The organism is Limnobacter sp. G6BE5S, from assembly GCF_058448965.1.
Window position 1 is genome coordinate 509,027 of sequence record NZ_JBZFLM010000002.1, and the last position, 14,764, is coordinate 523,790.

A 14,764-nucleotide genomic window follows, 5' to 3' on the forward strand; every position below is an offset into this window, starting at 1 on the left:
ACGATGACTGAGATTTCACGTGATCATCCGGTTTGCACACAAGAATATGCGATTTATACCCCTCCTATTCATGAAATGTGCGAAACAATCACCAGATGGATTGAGCAACGTCAGACTGGTGGCTACATTTATGGACCTTCTCGATTCGGAAAATCGAAAGGCATAAAATCCTTCTTGGCTAAGATACTCAATGAAAAGTTCGATACTGAATTCCCTTTGATGATTTGGTCACATCCAACCAATAGCAAATCCGAGAGAGAATTTTGGAATCTTCTTCTAATGGCCTCAAGATTTGAGTTCAAAAATCCAATCAAACCAAAAGCAAAAATGGAGGCAAAATTCCTATTCAAACAACATCTTATTACACTAGCCAACAGAGTCAAATACAACTACATCGTAATACTGATTGATGAGGCTCAATTGGTTTTACTAAATGAATGGCATTGGCTATTGAGCTTACAAAATGAGCTCGATCTAGAAGGGTATAGGTTAAGTATCATTTCAGTAGGCTCACATCAAATTTCATTCCAACCCAATTTTTTTGCAAGAACGGGTGATGCACATATCGTAACAAGATTTCTAATGCACCATGCTCGATTTCACGGAATTAGATCATTAAATGAACTGGAATACATTCTAGAAGGATACGATGAGGATTCCGAGTGGCCAGAAAATAGCGGTGTAAGTTATACAAAGTATTTTTTATCAAACGCTTTTGATGATGGCTTTCGTTTAACAAGCTTGGCATTCTTAATTTGGAATGAACTGATTGAAAAGTACAATTTAGCATTCAAATCGTTTAAACCAAAATCGGATCAGATTGAAATTCCCATGAATCAAATCGCAAATTTAATTGAGAGAATATTAAAAGATATGGGCAACAAGTCATTTGATCATCTGGAGTCGAACCTGAATTCACAATATATTTCAAATATACTTGTTCAACAAAACCTTACGTCACAGATATGGACAACTTCCACAGATTGATTGAGATAAATTCTCATAAAGAACAACAATATAAATATCAACTCTTCAACTGGAGATCAGAGCTGTACGATACTAATGACAATACCTATTTTTTGTTGGCGAAATTTGCATTACTAAATAAATTAAAAATTGAACAAATCAATGAATTTTTTAACCAATACTTTTTCATTGATATCTATAATCTTGGTTTATCCGAGCATCGTTCTTTAAAGTATCTTTTCTCAATCTTTAGTAACCAGGCTTACATACAAAATAATTTAATTACAAAAAGTTCTGGCGATTTAAATATTCTTGGAATTCCTTTAATACAAGACTACTACGTGAATACACGTCATCAAGAAAAAATTATTCGTTATTGTCCAGAATGCATTAAAAGTTACAAACTGCCAGAACATGCGTCATTGAAGTACTTAGATCGATGCCTATTTCACAACGTAAAGTTTGAAATTTTCTCTTGTAATCATCGAGTCATTCGGTTAAAGGAAAGAAGTGTCAAATGCCACATAAACTTTATTCGCATTTTTTGCCCAGATTTCCCTACACCACAAACGAAAAAGCATAATGTACCAAGTCAGTTCTCCACTGTCCTTAACGACCTAGACAAATGGAATTTTTCTTTGAAAGAAATTTGCGATAAAAAATTAGGCAAACATCTTCATACATTCAAAAATATGGATTGTGCTATTCCCGAACAATGCGCACATTTCGTTTTAGTAAAAGAATTATCACTCCCAGAGTCTCTTCGTGAGTTTACGATTCCAACTAACGCGATCAGAAAAATAAATTCACTCTCAATTTCTAACAATTCTGGTTTTTCATTTTTTGAAAACTTCACATATTTCCAATATCTAGCCCTTCCTGTAGTTTATTCATCTTTCTGTTACCTTCATCGAAAAAATGAAGCGTCATTTATTAAATCTTTACTCAATTTCTTCGACGAATTAAAATTAGATTTATTGAATAAAACTGAAAAATTCTGGTACTTGCATGAAAATGATGGGATATGGACATCTTCTAATATCAAGGACCTATATTGTGGCGTGCTGATTCATGATCTATTAATAGATTGGCTTACTGAGTTATGGCTTCCCCCTCTTTACACCAGCATTCGTAGCAGGCGCTTGCAATATTTTAATAATTTTCATTTAATGAATGAGGATTTGGTAAAATCCGCCTCATTCATTCCAGTAAAAAGGAACATTTCTGAAAATAAAATCAATACTCTTTTTAGTTTTAACAGGGTAAAATTTCAAGAATTTTCTATACCCAACTTTTCTTCAGAACAGATGCTTGCCTTAGATTCTATGTGCGATGAACTTGTAAAGTCTTACATTCATGATGCTAGGGTATGGCTTAATAGAATTGAATCTGGAGAAAAACCAGATCACTTTCCACCAAGAAGTCGGGCGTTGCTGTCACTTCAAAAAGTTCAGAATCAATACCGTTTGTTTAATGTTCAAATTGATTGAAATGTAACATTTATCTAGTGCATCATTCACTTAGTTTATTGAATGTCGAATCTTGAGGTTCTAGTATATGAAAATCAGCGAAGTAGCTAAGCAACTCGGCTTGAGTCCTAAAACTATTCGATTCTACGAGGACCAGGGCTTGATTGCACCGAAAAGGGCTACTTCTGAGTCTTGGTTTACCTCCGGCAAAAACCGCGTTTTCGGGCAAGAGGACTTATCCAGACTTGATTTTGTCAAAAAGGCACGCGAACTTGACTTCTCGATCAAAGACATTCAGTCAGTTCTAGATTATTACAATCAGGGACCAGCCTGCGGTTGTGGCTCCAGAGCGAAAGTAGACGAATTAATCGCGTTAAAATTAGTTGAAGTCCAACAAGTGAAGATTCACCTCGAGGCGCTAGAACAAAAGTTGACGGACATTCAGGCGAATAATGCTGCAATCGCGCATGAACTTGCACAAAACCCGAATGAACCAGAAGGTGAGTTTCTAATTGCTGACTACATTATTCCCATCAGAAACGATGCCAAAAAATAGCGCTTGACCTTCCAGCGGATGGAAGGTGCACGATCGATATGGGAGTGTTCCCTTGTCTTGTTAAAGGAGATTTTGCGATGAAAGTTAAAATGTTCGCAGCCGCGGTTGGTGTGTTTGGTCTTGTAGGGGTAGCCTTGGCAGCATGCCCACTTTGCGCGTAAAGCGTTAGTTAGACCGGGCCGCATCGGCCCGGTTGTCTTTTGGGTAGAGTTTCACGTGAGTGAAAAAACGAACTGGATGGGTGACTTGTTGATTGCAGACGGCATCGGTGTATTCCGAGGCAATGTCGGAGACAACACAATGCATCGGCACTGGGCAGCCCAAATCACCATCGCGTTAGAGGATACTTTTTATGTGGAGATACCAGGTTTAGACTGTTTATCTGTTCAAGCTGCATATTTCAGACCCAACGTCGAACATCGCCTTGTGACCGGAAAAGTTTGCTCGTTTTACTTTGACCCAGCATCCCGATTGTTCGACCATTTGGTTGACCCAAGCTCAGGTCTAAATGACAGTTGGGGGGCTTTAGAGCTCACAAGTTGCCTTAAGACGTTGGTCAATGCAAAAAACCCTCTAGAAGCGATACTGACTGTCTTGCGTCCAAGTCAAACAATGGATTCAAGAATATATTCTGTACTTTCCCGCATAAATTCTGCTTTGAATGAGGAAGATTACACAAACCGCTTCTCTTTGGCAGAGATCGCGGGTATGTCGCCTTCCAGATTCTCACATTGGTTCGTGGAACAACTCGGAATTCCGGTTAGGAGTTACAAAAAATGGCTAAAACTCCGTTTGGCGATTAACGCGATGCTAGCGGGAGAGTCTCCAATCGACGCAGCCCTCGCTGGAGGATTTAGTGATCAGGCTCACATGAGCCGGGCGTTTGCACATGCGTTTGGAATTACCTACATGAGCGCCCAAACGGCAATAACAAGCCATAAAAATCGGTAGCTCTTTCATTCAATACAAAGGGAACAGATTCGTTGAGTATTGGCGTTCATCAACAAATCTTGGGGAATCCGTCATGAATGAATTAGTTCGCTTGGGCTCATATCCGATTATTTTCGGTATCACCGCCTTTGCTCAGCTCTTATTAATTGAAGCAGGTGTTTCTCATTGGCCGTATGCCTCTTGGTTGCTGGTGCTGGCATGAGCGCAGTGGCCGTCTTGGAAAGGGTCTTGCCGTACGATCCATCTTGGAACCTAGACCATGAAGACACCCTTCCTGATACTCTTCACGCAACATCACACGAGGGTAACCGACTCGTTTCACTGTTGCACGTTCCAGCGACGGCACACGTCCATGAACCGAGACAGGCGTGCCGATAGCAACTTGTGTTTTCGATGTACGAGGTAGAAATGACGCTGCATGGGCGGCAGTGCCGTTCTTATCTCCACCAGCTTGCCCATGTCGATTAAATCCGCGACCACTAGCCGGGGCAGGCACGCCACGCCCATGCCGGCTGCCGCAGCGTGCTTGATCGCCTCCGAATTGCTGAATTCACCTGTCTCCCGTAAGACGTGCAGATGCGGAAGCAAGGCATTTTGCACTGCTTCGCGTGTACCCGATCCCGGTTCACGCAGCAGCCAACCCGTCTCCCGCATGCGGTCGAGCGTAACCTTGCCATGCGTCTTGCCGTCGACCAGTGGATGCGACGGCGCGCACACGATAATCAATTCATCGATGATCCAGGGCTCAACGTGCAGTTCCGGCTGCTGGCATGTTCCCTCGATCAGGCCAACGTCCACGGTGAAATTGGCTACCGCCTGCGCCACATCGGCGCTGTTGGCCACCATCACCCGTGCAATGCCAGGTGCACTCTGCACCCCAAGATTTGCCAGGATCTGCGGCAAGACATAGGTGCCGATGGTCGTGCTGCTACCAATATGCAGCCCCGTCGCATCATCTGCACCGGATGGGCCAAACTGCTGCTCTATGGTAGTCGCTGCGTCAAGCACCTGCCGCGCCTGGGGCAATAAGAGGCGGCCACTGTCGTTAATCAGCAGGCGTTTTCCCACCCGGTCAAACAAGGGTGTGCGCAGCAATGCTTCCAAGTCGTTAAGAGCAGCACTGACCGCCGACTGGGACAGGGCGATCGCGTGCGCTGCCGCCGTCGTGCTGCCGTGGTCGGCCACGGCGATAAAGATCGATAACTGGCGAAGAGTCAAACGCATTCAATTAACCTTAATTTAAGGTAGATATTAGCTTATTAATTTGTTTTATTGTTTTTGCTTCACGGCGCACACTGGGCTTTGTTCGGACCAACCCTTCATCCCGAGATCCACATGAGACCATCCAACACCACATCGACCCCCTGCTTGCCCGCAAAACTTCAGGGCGCCTCCGTCTGGCGCTTGCTGCCTGGATTGGCACTCAGCGCGGTCATCGCAGCATGCGCGATCGCCCTGGCTCAACTCCCATGGCTGCAGGCGCATGGCTTGAGCGCGCTGACGCTGGCGATTGTCCTGGGCATCCTGGCGGGCAATACCGTGTTTCCACGAATGGCTGCAACCTGCGGCCCCGGCGTGAATTTTTCCAAACAAAGCCTGCTGCGCGTGGGTATTATCTTGTACGGCTTGCGGCTGACGTTCCAGGATGTCGGTCAGGTCGGACTGGCTGGCGTTGTCATCGATGCCTTGGTGCTCAGTTCGACATTTGCGCTCTCCCTCGTGCTCGGTACCCGGCTGTTGAAGCTCGATCGCAACACGGCCATGCTGATCGGCGCCGGCAGTGCGATCTGCGGCGCGGCTGCGGTGATGGCGGCTGAACCGGTGGTGCGTGCGAAATCGGAGCAGGTCACGGTTGCCGTGTCGACAGTCGTGGTGTTCGGCAGCATTGCCATTTTCCTGTACCCGCTGTTGTATGAATTGAACCAGCAGTGGCACATTCTTGGCCGGTCAGCCGCCGATTTTGGCATCTACATCGGCTCGACCGTGCATGAAGTGGCGCAAGTTGTGGCGGCTGCCAAATCAATCAACCAGGAAGCAGCCAACGCCGCCGTGATCGCGAAGATGGTCAGGGTAATGATGCTGGCGCCGTTTCTTGTCCTGCTGTCGGTGTGCATGGGCCGCGTTGTCGGCGCCGGCACTGCATCGGGCATATCGAAACCGCGTCTGGCGATTCCGTGGTTTGCCTTCGCTTTCGTTGGCGTCGTCGGCATCAATTCCTTTTCGATACTGCCACAGCGGCTGGTTATCGAAGCCACGCAGCTTGATACGCTGTTGCTGGCAATGGCGATGGCGGCCCTTGGTTTAACTACGCATGTGTCGGCGATCCGACGTGCGGGTCCGAAACCGCTGATTCTGGCAACGTTGCTATTCTGCTGGCTGATCGCTGGCGGTGCCGCAATCAACCGGATTGTCGTGTTTTTAATGGGTTAATTTTTTCAAAGGATCCAGTCGCCGGAACACCAAGATAAAAATATTTTAAAAAATATGGAATAGATCGCCACGCAACGCGTTTACCTTCATGTGAGCACACTCAACCACCCCTTCGTAGGCAAGATCATGAAACAATTATTTATCGCGGCATCGCTTTTCGCACTTTCTATCGGCAGCGCCCTGGCCGGTCCCGCGGCTGACGCGGCGCAGACGCATTTCGCGGCAATCGGTGCCGGCGACATACCAATCATCATGCGCGGCTATGCCGATAACGCCCAGCTCAACTGGGTCGGCGGCCCTCTCGATGGCACCTACGTTAGTCAGGACACCATTCGCGGCACCTGGGAGAAATTTGGCAAGGCAGTCGGCCCGCTGAAAGTAACGATCAACAATCTGGAAGAATCGGTCAATCCGAAAGGCGCAACGGTACTCGCTAATGTCCAGTTCGAAGGAAAAATGCCAATCAAGGTACGGTATGTGTTGACCTACCGCGATGGCAAGCTGGTGAGCGAAACATGGCAGATCGATCCGAAGCTGGCAATTGCCGCGTACTAACAACTCGCGATGGATGTGATGCCAACTGCTCGCATCCGTCATGGCCAATTGATGTTCGGCCCATGTTTATATTGAACCGGAACCTCCGATGAAAACTTTTTACAAATCGTTGTCAGCCATTGCCGCGTGTCTGCTTTATGCAGGTGCAGCATTGAGTCAAGCGGCACCCGCCTTGAAAGCGGATGGGGTCTTGGTCAGCAACGCCGGCATGACGCTGTATACATTTGACCAGGATGTGCAAAACAGTGGGAAATGCGCCTGCAACGGACCTTGCGCAGCCATCTGGCCATCTGTGCCTTCGGCTGCAGGATCGCAAGTATCTTTGCCGTATTCTGTCGTCACGCGTGACGACGGCGCAAAACAGCTTGCCTACAACGGCAAACCGCTCTATCGGTATGCTGCCGATACCAAGCCAGGTGAGCGCGCCGGAGACAACTTCAACAATGTGTGGCATGTTGTCAAAGACTAAGGTTTAATATTTTTTGGAATGGGCATTGGTTTTTTTGACTAAGGTGACGGAACATTCATGCAAGATGCAAGTACGCAGTTGCTAGCCTGTATTCCTCGCCTTCGCCGCTATGCGCGGGCGCTGATCGGCAATCGCACTGGCGCCGATGACCTAGTGCAAGATACGCTGGAACGTGGATTGCAGAAGCTGGCCTTGTTCCAGCAAGACAGCAACATGCGCGCTTGGCTGTTTGGCATCATGCACAACATGCATGTCGACCGGATCCGCAAGCCGACACTGATGACCGAGGAGTTGGACGACAACACCCCGATGCCGCACGTCAAAGCGACGCAGACACAGGGACTGGAAATACGCGATATGGAATATGCTCTACGCCAGTTACCAACCGAGCAGCGTGAAATCCTGCTTCTGGTTGCGCTGGAAGAAATGACTTATGACGAAGTCGCGGCAAGCTTGGGGATCCCTGTGGGCACTGTCATGTCCCGCTTGTCCCGCGCCCGGGAAAAACTGCGCGCGGTGATGGAGGGTCGCACCATTATTTCGCCATTGAAAGTCGTGAAATGAATAATTTTCCTGTTACCGAAGCCGATCTGCACGCCTATGTCGATGGTTTGCTGCCTGCTGTGCGGCACGCGGAAATTGACGCCTATCTCGCCTCACGTCCCGATGAGCTGGCTCGGGTACAGACGTATCAGGCGCAAAATGCGAGCTTGCGCGCACTGTTCGACCCGGTACTGGATGAACCCGTTCCGGCGCGCCTGTCGGCACCGCCGCGCAAGGTTGGCTGGATGCTGCAGCGCCTGGCAGCCGGTCTGGTGATCGCCGTTGCCAGCGGCGGTGCCGGCTGGGCGCTGCATGGACAGCAAAACGCCCAGCTTGCGCGCAGCACCGTCGCGACGCCGGCTGCGACGCAGCAGTTCGCCAGCCTTGCGCGTCAGGCTGCCATTGCGCATGTCGTTTTCAGTCCTGATGTAAAACGTCCGGTTGAAATTGGCGCGGACCAGGAAGATCAGCTCGTGGCGTGGCTGTCGAAGCGTATCGGCACCCCGATCCGGCCACCCAAGCTCGGCAAGCTCGGCTATGAACTGATCGGCGGGCGCTTGTTGCCTGGGCAAAGCGGACCGGTGGCGCAGTTCATGTATCACGATGCGACCGGTCAGCGCCTGACCTTGTATGTCTCGACCGAACAGGCGCAGAACAAGGACACCGGATTCAAGTTTGCGCAGGAAGGTCCGGTCAACGTGTTTTACTGGATCGATGGCAAATTCGGTTATGCGCTGTCAGCTGGCATCAATAAAGCCGAGCTCACGCGTATTGCCACGACCGTTTACGAACAACTGGAGAAACCATAATGAAATTATCCGCATTTAAATCAGCCTGCCTGCTCCGGACCCGCCGGAGTCGGTTGTTGGTTGTCGGCATCGCCTGCTCGCTAAGCGTTGCGTGGCTGCCGGCCGCTGCACAAGATAGGCATCAGCATCAGCATTCGGCACCGACACAAAAATCGCCGCCGCGGTTCGTGGCCAGTACCGCCAAGCCGTTTTCCGCGCTGATGGACGATGCGATGGCGGTCATGGACGACGGCATGCGGCGCGCGCCGATGAGCGGCGTGGCCGAACACGACTTCGTCACGATGATGATTCCCCACCATCAGGGCGCCATCGACATGGCAAAGGCGCTGATGCTCTACAACAAGGACCCTGAGTTGCAAAACCTTGCGCAAGGCATCCTGACCGAACAACAAAACGAAATCAAGCTGATGCAGGCATGGCTGACGCGCTACCAGGCGCGGCAACCGCGCGTGCCGGTCCCCGCCAAATAATCTAATCCACTCTGGAAGAATTCTCATATGAAAAACTCGTCCCTTCTCTGCGCATTGACAGTCAGTGTCGCGCTAGCCCATTCTGCCCACGCCGCACCCGATGGCCGGGACCGCGTCTATACCGCTGACCAGAACAGCAACACGGTGTCGGTGATCAATCCGGTTACCAACACGTTGCTGGGTCAGATCAAACTCGGCAATCAGCGGCCCGACGTCTTGTCGCCACTTTACAAGGGTGAAATCAACGTCCACGGGCTTGGCTTTTCCCCGGATCACAAAACACTGATCGCCATTGCCAACGGCTCCAATTCGGTCACCTTCATCGACACCGCAACCAACAAGGTCAAAGGCGTGACCTACATCGGCCGCTCACCACATGAAGGCTTTTTTACTGCCGACAGCAAGGAAGTCTGGGCGGTTGTGCGTGGCGAAAATTATATTTCGGTCATCGATCCGATTACCTACAAAGAGACGCGACGCATCGAGACCACCGCCGGCCCCGGCATGGTGTTGTTCCATCCGAACGGCAAACTGGCCTTCGTCGTATCGAGTTTCAATCCGGTAGTCGATATCATCGATGTCAAGTCGCACAAGATCGTCAAGCAGATCAAGGTGGTCAGCCCGTTTTCGCCATTCCTGCAGTTTTCGCCGGACTTCAAGGAAATGTGGATGACGCACAAGGACGTCGGCAAGGTCACGCGCATCGACACCGACAAGCTGGAAGTAAAAGGGGTGTTTGACACCGGCATGATTACCAACCATCTGGCGTTCGCCAAGGTTGGTGGCAGCACCTATGCGTATATCACCATTGGTGGCGAAAACGCCGTCAAGGTCTACACCACCGACGACACACCCAAGCTGACGGCGACGATTCCCACCGGTGCCCTGCCACATGGTGTCTGGACCTCGGATGACGGCAGCCGGGTCTATGTCGGACTGGAAAACGGCGACGCCGTTGATGTCATCGACACCGCCAGCAACAAGGTCATCGCCCGCGTTCCCGTAGGCCAGGCGCCGCAGGCGTTGGTGTACGTATCGAAAGCGGTACCAGAAGGTGACGGCATGGCCAACCTGACCCCGCGCGGCAACAGTGAACCGATCAATATCGCGCTCAAGGCGGTCGCCGGAGACGCCAAGGGATTTGTGGTGTCGCGCAACCTGGGCGTGGTCGACGCGCTCGAAGTGTCGCTTTTCAAGCTCAAGCCGCAAACGGTGTACAACGTCTATGTGACAGGTCAGAAAGCAGCGGTGGCCAGCTTCAAGACCAACCCGATGGGCGGCGCCAACGGCACGGCGATCGGACCGTTGCGCGACATCACCACGACGCTGTCCGACAAGCAGCCGACACCGAGCAAGATCGTCGTGATGGAAGGCGACGCGCCAGCAGATGCAACCAAAGCCGTGCTGGTAAGCGCAATGTAAGCCTGCTTATGATCGGTCGGTTTATAAATAACGATGGATTGTGAAACAAAACAACAACGATGCGGTAGCCCAGCAAGGAAAAACTAGTGCTTCACTTGCAACAAGAACGGCGCAGCAGCGTAGCTTCCTGCGCCAGGCCGGAACATTGGGCGCCGCGTCCGCGTTCGGCAGTACCGCGCTGCCTTTCGAAAACGGCGTGCGCGACCGACCTCGTTGCGGTGAACCAGTGCTCGGGTAATAGCCGCGGCCATTTTGCGCCGCGCGCCAACGGCGGCCAACTGTCCAACGGCGCCATGGGCAATGCCCGCTGGACCGGCGTGCCTTTGAAAAAAGTACTAGAAAAAGCCGGCGTCAAGGCCGGCAGCGTTCAGGTATCGTTCAATGGCTTTGACAAACCTCCGGTTGGTGACGGTCCGGATTTTGTCAAGGCGCTCAACATCGACCATGCCCTGAACGGCGAAGTGATGCTGGCCTGGCAAATGAACGGTGCCGATTTGCCGTTGTTAAACGGCTATTCGGTACGATTGATCGTGCAGGTGTGGCTTTGCAGCCGCAACGATGCCATTGGAAACGTAGCCGTGGTTGCAGCCGCCGGCTTGGTTGCCTGGACCGGCAGTGCATGGCCTGATTTGGCGGTAGCGGTGTTGATGGCCACTTTGGGTATTACCGCAGCTAGAACCATCATCACTCAAGCATGGCGCGAATTGAACCAAACCAGTGTGTGATACTCTTACTCTCATGAAAAATTTTTTCCTTGTCCTTCTTATGTTGGTACTACCGCTTCAAGCAGCGCTTGCAGCGGTGGAAACCTATAACGGACACGGCGTAGAACATGAATCTGCGATTGAGGCAGTGCTTCATACCCACGATGGGCATGATCACCACGCCGCACATCACGAACCAGACAATAACAAGCAGCAAGACCAAAACTGCGATGGTGATCACCACCATTGCCATGCACACAGTGTGAGCGTATTGCCTAGTTTGTTGACTTTTGCCACACTTCCCAATGCCTTGGACCAAGCACCCGAAGAGTTCAACGGCTTTCAATCTGTCTCGTCAAACCGCATCGAACGCCCGAAATGGGTCTGAACAAAACCTGAATTAGCCACCCTTTGACGCCTGCTTGTGCAGGCCAAAAAGGGCAGTTCACCTGTTTTGTTCGGAGAATTTACCTATGTATTCACCACATCGTGTGGTGTCCACTTGCCTGGCTTTATTGTTTTTAAGCGCTGCTCTGCCTGCGTTTACTCAGCAAGCCATGCCTGTGGAAACCCCAGTGACGGTTCAAGATGCCTTTGAATCGGCCTTGAGCATTGATCCTGAAGTGCAGTCGGCACTGAAGCGCATTGAAGCATTCAAAGCAAGAAGGAGTGCAGCCAGCGCCTTGACTGCCCAACCACTTTCACTGGAAGGGTCGTATCGATCGGATCGGAACTACAACAACCAGGGCTTGCGAGAAATCGAGCTCGGTGTGTCCGCACCCATCTGGAACTGGAATGAGCGGGCGCGTACCCAATCATTGCGAGACACCGAAATTGAGTTGGTGCAGTTGCAACTTGAACAGAAAAAACTTGAGCTCGCTGGTCTTGTACGTCAAACGATTTGGAATACTTTGGCAGCGAACCTTGATGCGGAAATCTCACAGGCGCGACTTAAATCTGCGAAAGAGTTGATGGTGGATGTTGAAAAGCGGGTGAAGGCTGGTGATTTGGCCCAAACCGATTTTTATCAGGCTTCTGCCCTGTATGAACAGACCCGAGCAGAATTTGCTCGAACTCAAAGCGCTTTAAGTGATGTGAGTGCAGATTACGCGGCCACCATCGGTTTGCCTGTTTCAGTGCTTTCACAGATTCAAACCGAGAGCACCGACATTCCCAATGGGCTGAAACCGCTGGATCATCCCGCGATCAAACTGGCGCAGCTTCAGGTGTTGGCCCAGCAACAACAAAGCGATTTGGTGCAAACCCAAGCGCGGGCGAATCCTGAGGTGGGTTTGGCCATCATCAGCGACCGTGGCGCATTCACCTCGGCCAGCGAGAAGTCTTTGGTGGTTTCCACGCGAATTCCTTTGGGTAACTCGTCGGAATACCAAAGCCGGGTGTTGCAGGCAGAAAGTGAAAGCATTGCCGCCGAAGCGGTACTGACAAAAACCCAGCGGCAAATAGTTGTTGTTGGCCGTGCCGCCGAGAGCAACTTGGACCTGTTCGCGCAAATCAGGGTGTCAGCCCAAGAGCAGGCCAAGCTGGCCGCAAAAACCTTCCAGTTGTACAAAAAGTCATTCGATTTGGGTGAAACCGATTTGCCCACTTTGTTGATTGCCGAGCAAAAGGCCTTTGAGGCCGACAAACTGGCCCGGAAATCTGCCATTGAATATGCCGCAAAAGTTTCAGCCTACAAACAGGCCTTGGGACTTCTACCATGAATAACATTGAGATCAACGTCATGAAACAGAGCAAATTTTTAACCAATGTATTGTCAGCCGCAGTGCTTGCCGGCTCGCTCCTCTTCACGACAGCTTACGCAGGCCCGGGTCATGACCATGGTGATGAAGCACCGGTTGCAGTTGGTGAAGCGTCGCCCCGCGTGGTCATGGAATCGGAACTGTTCGAGGCGGTTGGCATTTTGAAAGGCCGCATGCTTGAAATTTACATTGACCATGCAGCCACCAATGCCCCCGTGCAAAACGCCAAGGTGGAATTGGAACTGAACGGTCAGCAAGTGCCAGTTGAGTTGCACAGTGAAGGCGAATTTGATGCGCAGTTACCCGAGGGAATCGAGGATGGGACAGTGGCTGTCAGCATGACTGTATCCGCAGGCGAAGACATTGATCTTTTGGCTGGGGATCTGATTGTTGGTCACCACGATGATCTCGATAGTGTTGAAGAAGTGCAGTCACGTCTTTCGAAAATAGTCTTGTATGGAGTGGGTGGTTTATTGATTCTCGCTTTGATTGTGTTTGGGTATGTTCGTCTGAAATCAAAGGGAGGCAAATAATCATGCTGAAGAAAAATTTTATTCTCTCGGTGGTGGCGTTTGGCTTGTTGGCACCGCTTCCCTTGTACGCAGGCCCTGGGCACGATCACGGCGACGAAGCAGCCGTTGCCAGCACTGGGGATGGTCCCAAGCGACTTGCTACGGGTGAAGTGTTCCTGCCAAAACCGGCACAACGGCAGTTGGATTTGCGAACACAAATTGTGCAAGTAAAACCACAGGCCAAGGTAATTGAAATGAATGGTCAAGTGGCGCTGGATCCCCAATCGGGCGGTGTGGTGCAAACCAGCCTGGGAGGTTTTTTTGTGCCTTCCAGCAATGGTGTTCCGAAACTTGGGGAGCCGGTAACGAAAGGACAAATTTTGGGATTTATCCAGACCCCCCAAGCCCCCCTTGAAAAGTCTGCCCAACTGGCGCAATTGTCACAATTGAAATCTGAATTGGCGTTGGCCAAACAACGCTTGGATCGGTTAACCCTACTGGCTGACACCGTACCCAAGAAAGAAATTCAAGCCACCCAAGCGCAGGTACATAGCCTTGGTGAGCAAGTGTCTGCGGTATCTGGCGGTATTGGCTCGCGCGAGGAGCTTCGTTCTTTGTCAAACGGTGTTGTTGCTTCGACAGCAGCTATTGCTGGCAAGGTTTTTTCTGAAGGCGATGTGCTGTTTGAAATCGTGAATCCCAAAGTGGTTCGTATTGAAGCCACTTGGTTTGAGCCCAACGCTGTTCCCCAGTTTTCCTCCGCTCAGATTCCTGCAGGTGAAAAAACTTTAAAACTAAATTACGTGGGTGCAGCCAGCAGCGTAAAAAATCAGTCGCTGTCTTTGGTATTTGAAGCCCGCGATGTTGAGAGTATCCGCTTTCCGACAGGGCAACTTTTGAAAGTATATGGGGAGCTAGTAGATCAGATAGACGGTATTGCCATACCCAGTGCTGCGGTGGTTAAAAACGCTGCCAATCAAACCATTGTATGGGTCAAGAAAGAACCGGAACTGTTCGAGCCCAAGGTGGTGTTGACTGAGCCGTTGAACGGCGTTGAGGTTTTGGTACGAAGCGGTCTGACCGGTGATGAACGCGTGGTGATTCAAGGTTCGACCTTGATCAACCAGGTTCGATAAGGGGGCGCCGAC

Annotated in this window: 17 protein-coding genes and 1 pseudogene; 17 read left to right on the top strand and 1 reads right to left on the bottom strand. The window is 50.5% G+C overall.

Going from position 1 to position 14,764, the window contains the following annotated elements:
- Positions 1-3: 3 nt before the first annotated feature.
- From ACVL1J_RS05510 to ACVL1J_RS05530, 5 genes are all read left to right on the top strand, one after another.
- Positions 4-987, top strand: coding sequence for an ATP-binding protein (locus tag ACVL1J_RS05510; RefSeq protein ID WP_341236347.1), 984 nt, complete (start codon positions 4-6; stop codon positions 985-987).
- Positions 966-2,456 carry a hypothetical protein gene (locus tag ACVL1J_RS05515; RefSeq protein ID WP_341236346.1) on the top strand — a complete coding sequence of 497 codons (1,491 nt, stop codon included), beginning with the start codon at positions 966-968 and terminating at the stop codon, positions 2,454-2,456. The genes ACVL1J_RS05510 and ACVL1J_RS05515 overlap by 22 nt, the downstream gene beginning before the upstream one ends.
- A gap of 67 nt (positions 2,457-2,523) precedes the next feature.
- On the top strand, positions 2,524-2,991 hold the full coding sequence (locus ACVL1J_RS05520; RefSeq protein WP_341236345.1) for a MerR family transcriptional regulator: 468 nt from the start codon (positions 2,524-2,526) through the stop codon (positions 2,989-2,991).
- Positions 2,992-3,207: 216 nt separating this feature from the next.
- Positions 3,208-3,942 (top strand): helix-turn-helix domain-containing protein, encoded by a 735-nt coding sequence (locus tag ACVL1J_RS05525; protein WP_156799565.1) that lies wholly within the window; start codon positions 3,208-3,210, stop codon positions 3,940-3,942.
- A gap of 73 nt (positions 3,943-4,015) precedes the next feature.
- Entirely contained in the window at positions 4,016-4,144 is a 129-nt protein-coding gene (locus tag ACVL1J_RS05530; protein WP_491665161.1) for a hypothetical protein, read from the top strand.
- A 116-nt stretch (positions 4,145-4,260) separates the two neighbouring features.
- Here ACVL1J_RS05530 and ACVL1J_RS05535 read toward each other — a convergent pair whose 3' ends face one another.
- Positions 4,261-5,166, bottom strand: coding sequence for a LysR family transcriptional regulator (locus tag ACVL1J_RS05535; protein ID WP_491665162.1), 906 nt, complete (start codon positions 5,164-5,166; stop codon positions 4,261-4,263).
- Between the two features lie 111 nt (positions 5,167-5,277).
- Here ACVL1J_RS05535 and ACVL1J_RS05540 point away from each other — a divergent pair, with 111 nt between their 5' ends.
- The 12 genes and pseudogenes from ACVL1J_RS05540 (at position 5,278) to ACVL1J_RS05595 (ending at position 14,752) form a co-directional block, all read left to right on the top strand.
- Positions 5,278-6,372, top strand: coding sequence for a YeiH family protein (locus ACVL1J_RS05540; RefSeq protein ID WP_491665163.1), 1,095 nt, complete (start codon positions 5,278-5,280; stop codon positions 6,370-6,372).
- A gap of 126 nt (positions 6,373-6,498) precedes the next feature.
- Positions 6,499-6,927, top strand: coding sequence for a nuclear transport factor 2 family protein (locus ACVL1J_RS05545; protein ID WP_491665164.1), 429 nt, complete (start codon positions 6,499-6,501; stop codon positions 6,925-6,927).
- A gap of 88 nt (positions 6,928-7,015) precedes the next feature.
- Entirely contained in the window at positions 7,016-7,396 is a 381-nt protein-coding gene (locus ACVL1J_RS05550) for a COG4315 family predicted lipoprotein (protein WP_491665165.1), read from the top strand.
- Between the two features lie 57 nt (positions 7,397-7,453).
- Entirely contained in the window at positions 7,454-7,960 is a 507-nt protein-coding gene (locus ACVL1J_RS05555) for an RNA polymerase sigma factor (protein WP_491665166.1), read from the top strand.
- Positions 7,957-8,748, top strand: coding sequence for an anti-sigma factor family protein (locus tag ACVL1J_RS05560; RefSeq protein WP_491665167.1), 792 nt, complete (start codon positions 7,957-7,959; stop codon positions 8,746-8,748). Before ACVL1J_RS05555 ends, ACVL1J_RS05560 begins: the two co-directional genes overlap by 4 nt.
- Entirely contained in the window at positions 8,748-9,218 is a 471-nt protein-coding gene (locus ACVL1J_RS05565; protein WP_491665168.1) for a DUF305 domain-containing protein, read from the top strand. The genes ACVL1J_RS05560 and ACVL1J_RS05565 overlap by 1 nt, the downstream gene beginning before the upstream one ends.
- A gap of 27 nt (positions 9,219-9,245) precedes the next feature.
- Positions 9,246-10,640 (top strand): YncE family protein, encoded by a 1,395-nt coding sequence (locus ACVL1J_RS05570; protein WP_491665169.1) that lies wholly within the window; start codon positions 9,246-9,248, stop codon positions 10,638-10,640.
- A 200-nt stretch (positions 10,641-10,840) separates the two neighbouring features.
- Positions 10,841-11,365: pseudogene (locus tag ACVL1J_RS05575) on the top strand (molybdopterin-dependent oxidoreductase); the annotation flags it as partial.
- A gap of 40 nt (positions 11,366-11,405) precedes the next feature.
- Positions 11,406-11,732 (top strand): hypothetical protein, encoded by a 327-nt coding sequence (locus ACVL1J_RS05580; RefSeq protein ID WP_491665170.1) that lies wholly within the window; start codon positions 11,406-11,408, stop codon positions 11,730-11,732.
- Positions 11,733-11,817: 85 nt separating this feature from the next.
- Positions 11,818-13,065, top strand: coding sequence for a TolC family protein (locus tag ACVL1J_RS05585; protein ID WP_421831699.1), 1,248 nt, complete (start codon positions 11,818-11,820; stop codon positions 13,063-13,065).
- Positions 13,062-13,637 (top strand): hypothetical protein, encoded by a 576-nt coding sequence (locus ACVL1J_RS05590; RefSeq protein ID WP_341238215.1) that lies wholly within the window; start codon positions 13,062-13,064, stop codon positions 13,635-13,637. Before ACVL1J_RS05585 ends, ACVL1J_RS05590 begins: the two co-directional genes overlap by 4 nt.
- 2 nt (positions 13,638-13,639) lie before the next feature.
- Entirely contained in the window at positions 13,640-14,752 is a 1,113-nt protein-coding gene (locus ACVL1J_RS05595; RefSeq protein WP_305586208.1) for an efflux RND transporter periplasmic adaptor subunit, read from the top strand.
- Positions 14,753-14,764: the final 12 nt, after the last annotated feature.

Bases quoted from the DNA above. Each gene is read 5' to 3' on its own strand.
- ACVL1J_RS05540 (WP_491665163.1), top strand. From the start codon at position 5,278: ATGAGACCATCCAACACCACATCGACCCCCTGCTTGCCCGCAAAACTT.
- ACVL1J_RS05520 (WP_341236345.1), top strand. From the start codon at position 2,524: ATGAAAATCAGCGAAGTAGCTAAGCAACTCGGCTTGAGTCCTAAAACT.
- ACVL1J_RS05590 (WP_341238215.1), top strand. From the start codon at position 13,062: ATGAATAACATTGAGATCAACGTCATGAAACAGAGCAAATTTTTAACC.
- ACVL1J_RS05565 (WP_491665168.1), top strand. From the start codon at position 8,748: ATGAAATTATCCGCATTTAAATCAGCCTGCCTGCTCCGGACCCGCCGG.
- ACVL1J_RS05510 (WP_341236347.1), top strand. From the start codon at position 4: ATGACTGAGATTTCACGTGATCATCCGGTTTGCACACAAGAATATGCG.
- ACVL1J_RS05545 (WP_491665164.1), top strand. From the start codon at position 6,499: ATGAAACAATTATTTATCGCGGCATCGCTTTTCGCACTTTCTATCGGC.
- ACVL1J_RS05585 (WP_421831699.1), top strand. From the start codon at position 11,818: ATGTATTCACCACATCGTGTGGTGTCCACTTGCCTGGCTTTATTGTTT.
- ACVL1J_RS05560 (WP_491665167.1), top strand. From the start codon at position 7,957: ATGAATAATTTTCCTGTTACCGAAGCCGATCTGCACGCCTATGTCGAT.
- ACVL1J_RS05580 (WP_491665170.1), top strand. From the start codon at position 11,406: ATGTTGGTACTACCGCTTCAAGCAGCGCTTGCAGCGGTGGAAACCTAT.
- ACVL1J_RS05555 (WP_491665166.1), top strand. From the start codon at position 7,454: ATGCAAGATGCAAGTACGCAGTTGCTAGCCTGTATTCCTCGCCTTCGC.
- ACVL1J_RS05530 (WP_491665161.1), top strand. From the start codon at position 4,016: ATGAATGAATTAGTTCGCTTGGGCTCATATCCGATTATTTTCGGTATC.
- ACVL1J_RS05535 (WP_491665162.1), bottom strand. From the start codon at position 5,166: ATGCGTTTGACTCTTCGCCAGTTATCGATCTTTATCGCCGTGGCCGAC.
- ACVL1J_RS05595 (WP_305586208.1), top strand. From the start codon at position 13,640: ATGCTGAAGAAAAATTTTATTCTCTCGGTGGTGGCGTTTGGCTTGTTG.
- ACVL1J_RS05570 (WP_491665169.1), top strand. From the start codon at position 9,246: ATGAAAAACTCGTCCCTTCTCTGCGCATTGACAGTCAGTGTCGCGCTA.
- ACVL1J_RS05550 (WP_491665165.1), top strand. From the start codon at position 7,016: ATGAAAACTTTTTACAAATCGTTGTCAGCCATTGCCGCGTGTCTGCTT.
- ACVL1J_RS05515 (WP_341236346.1), top strand. From the start codon at position 966: ATGGACAACTTCCACAGATTGATTGAGATAAATTCTCATAAAGAACAA.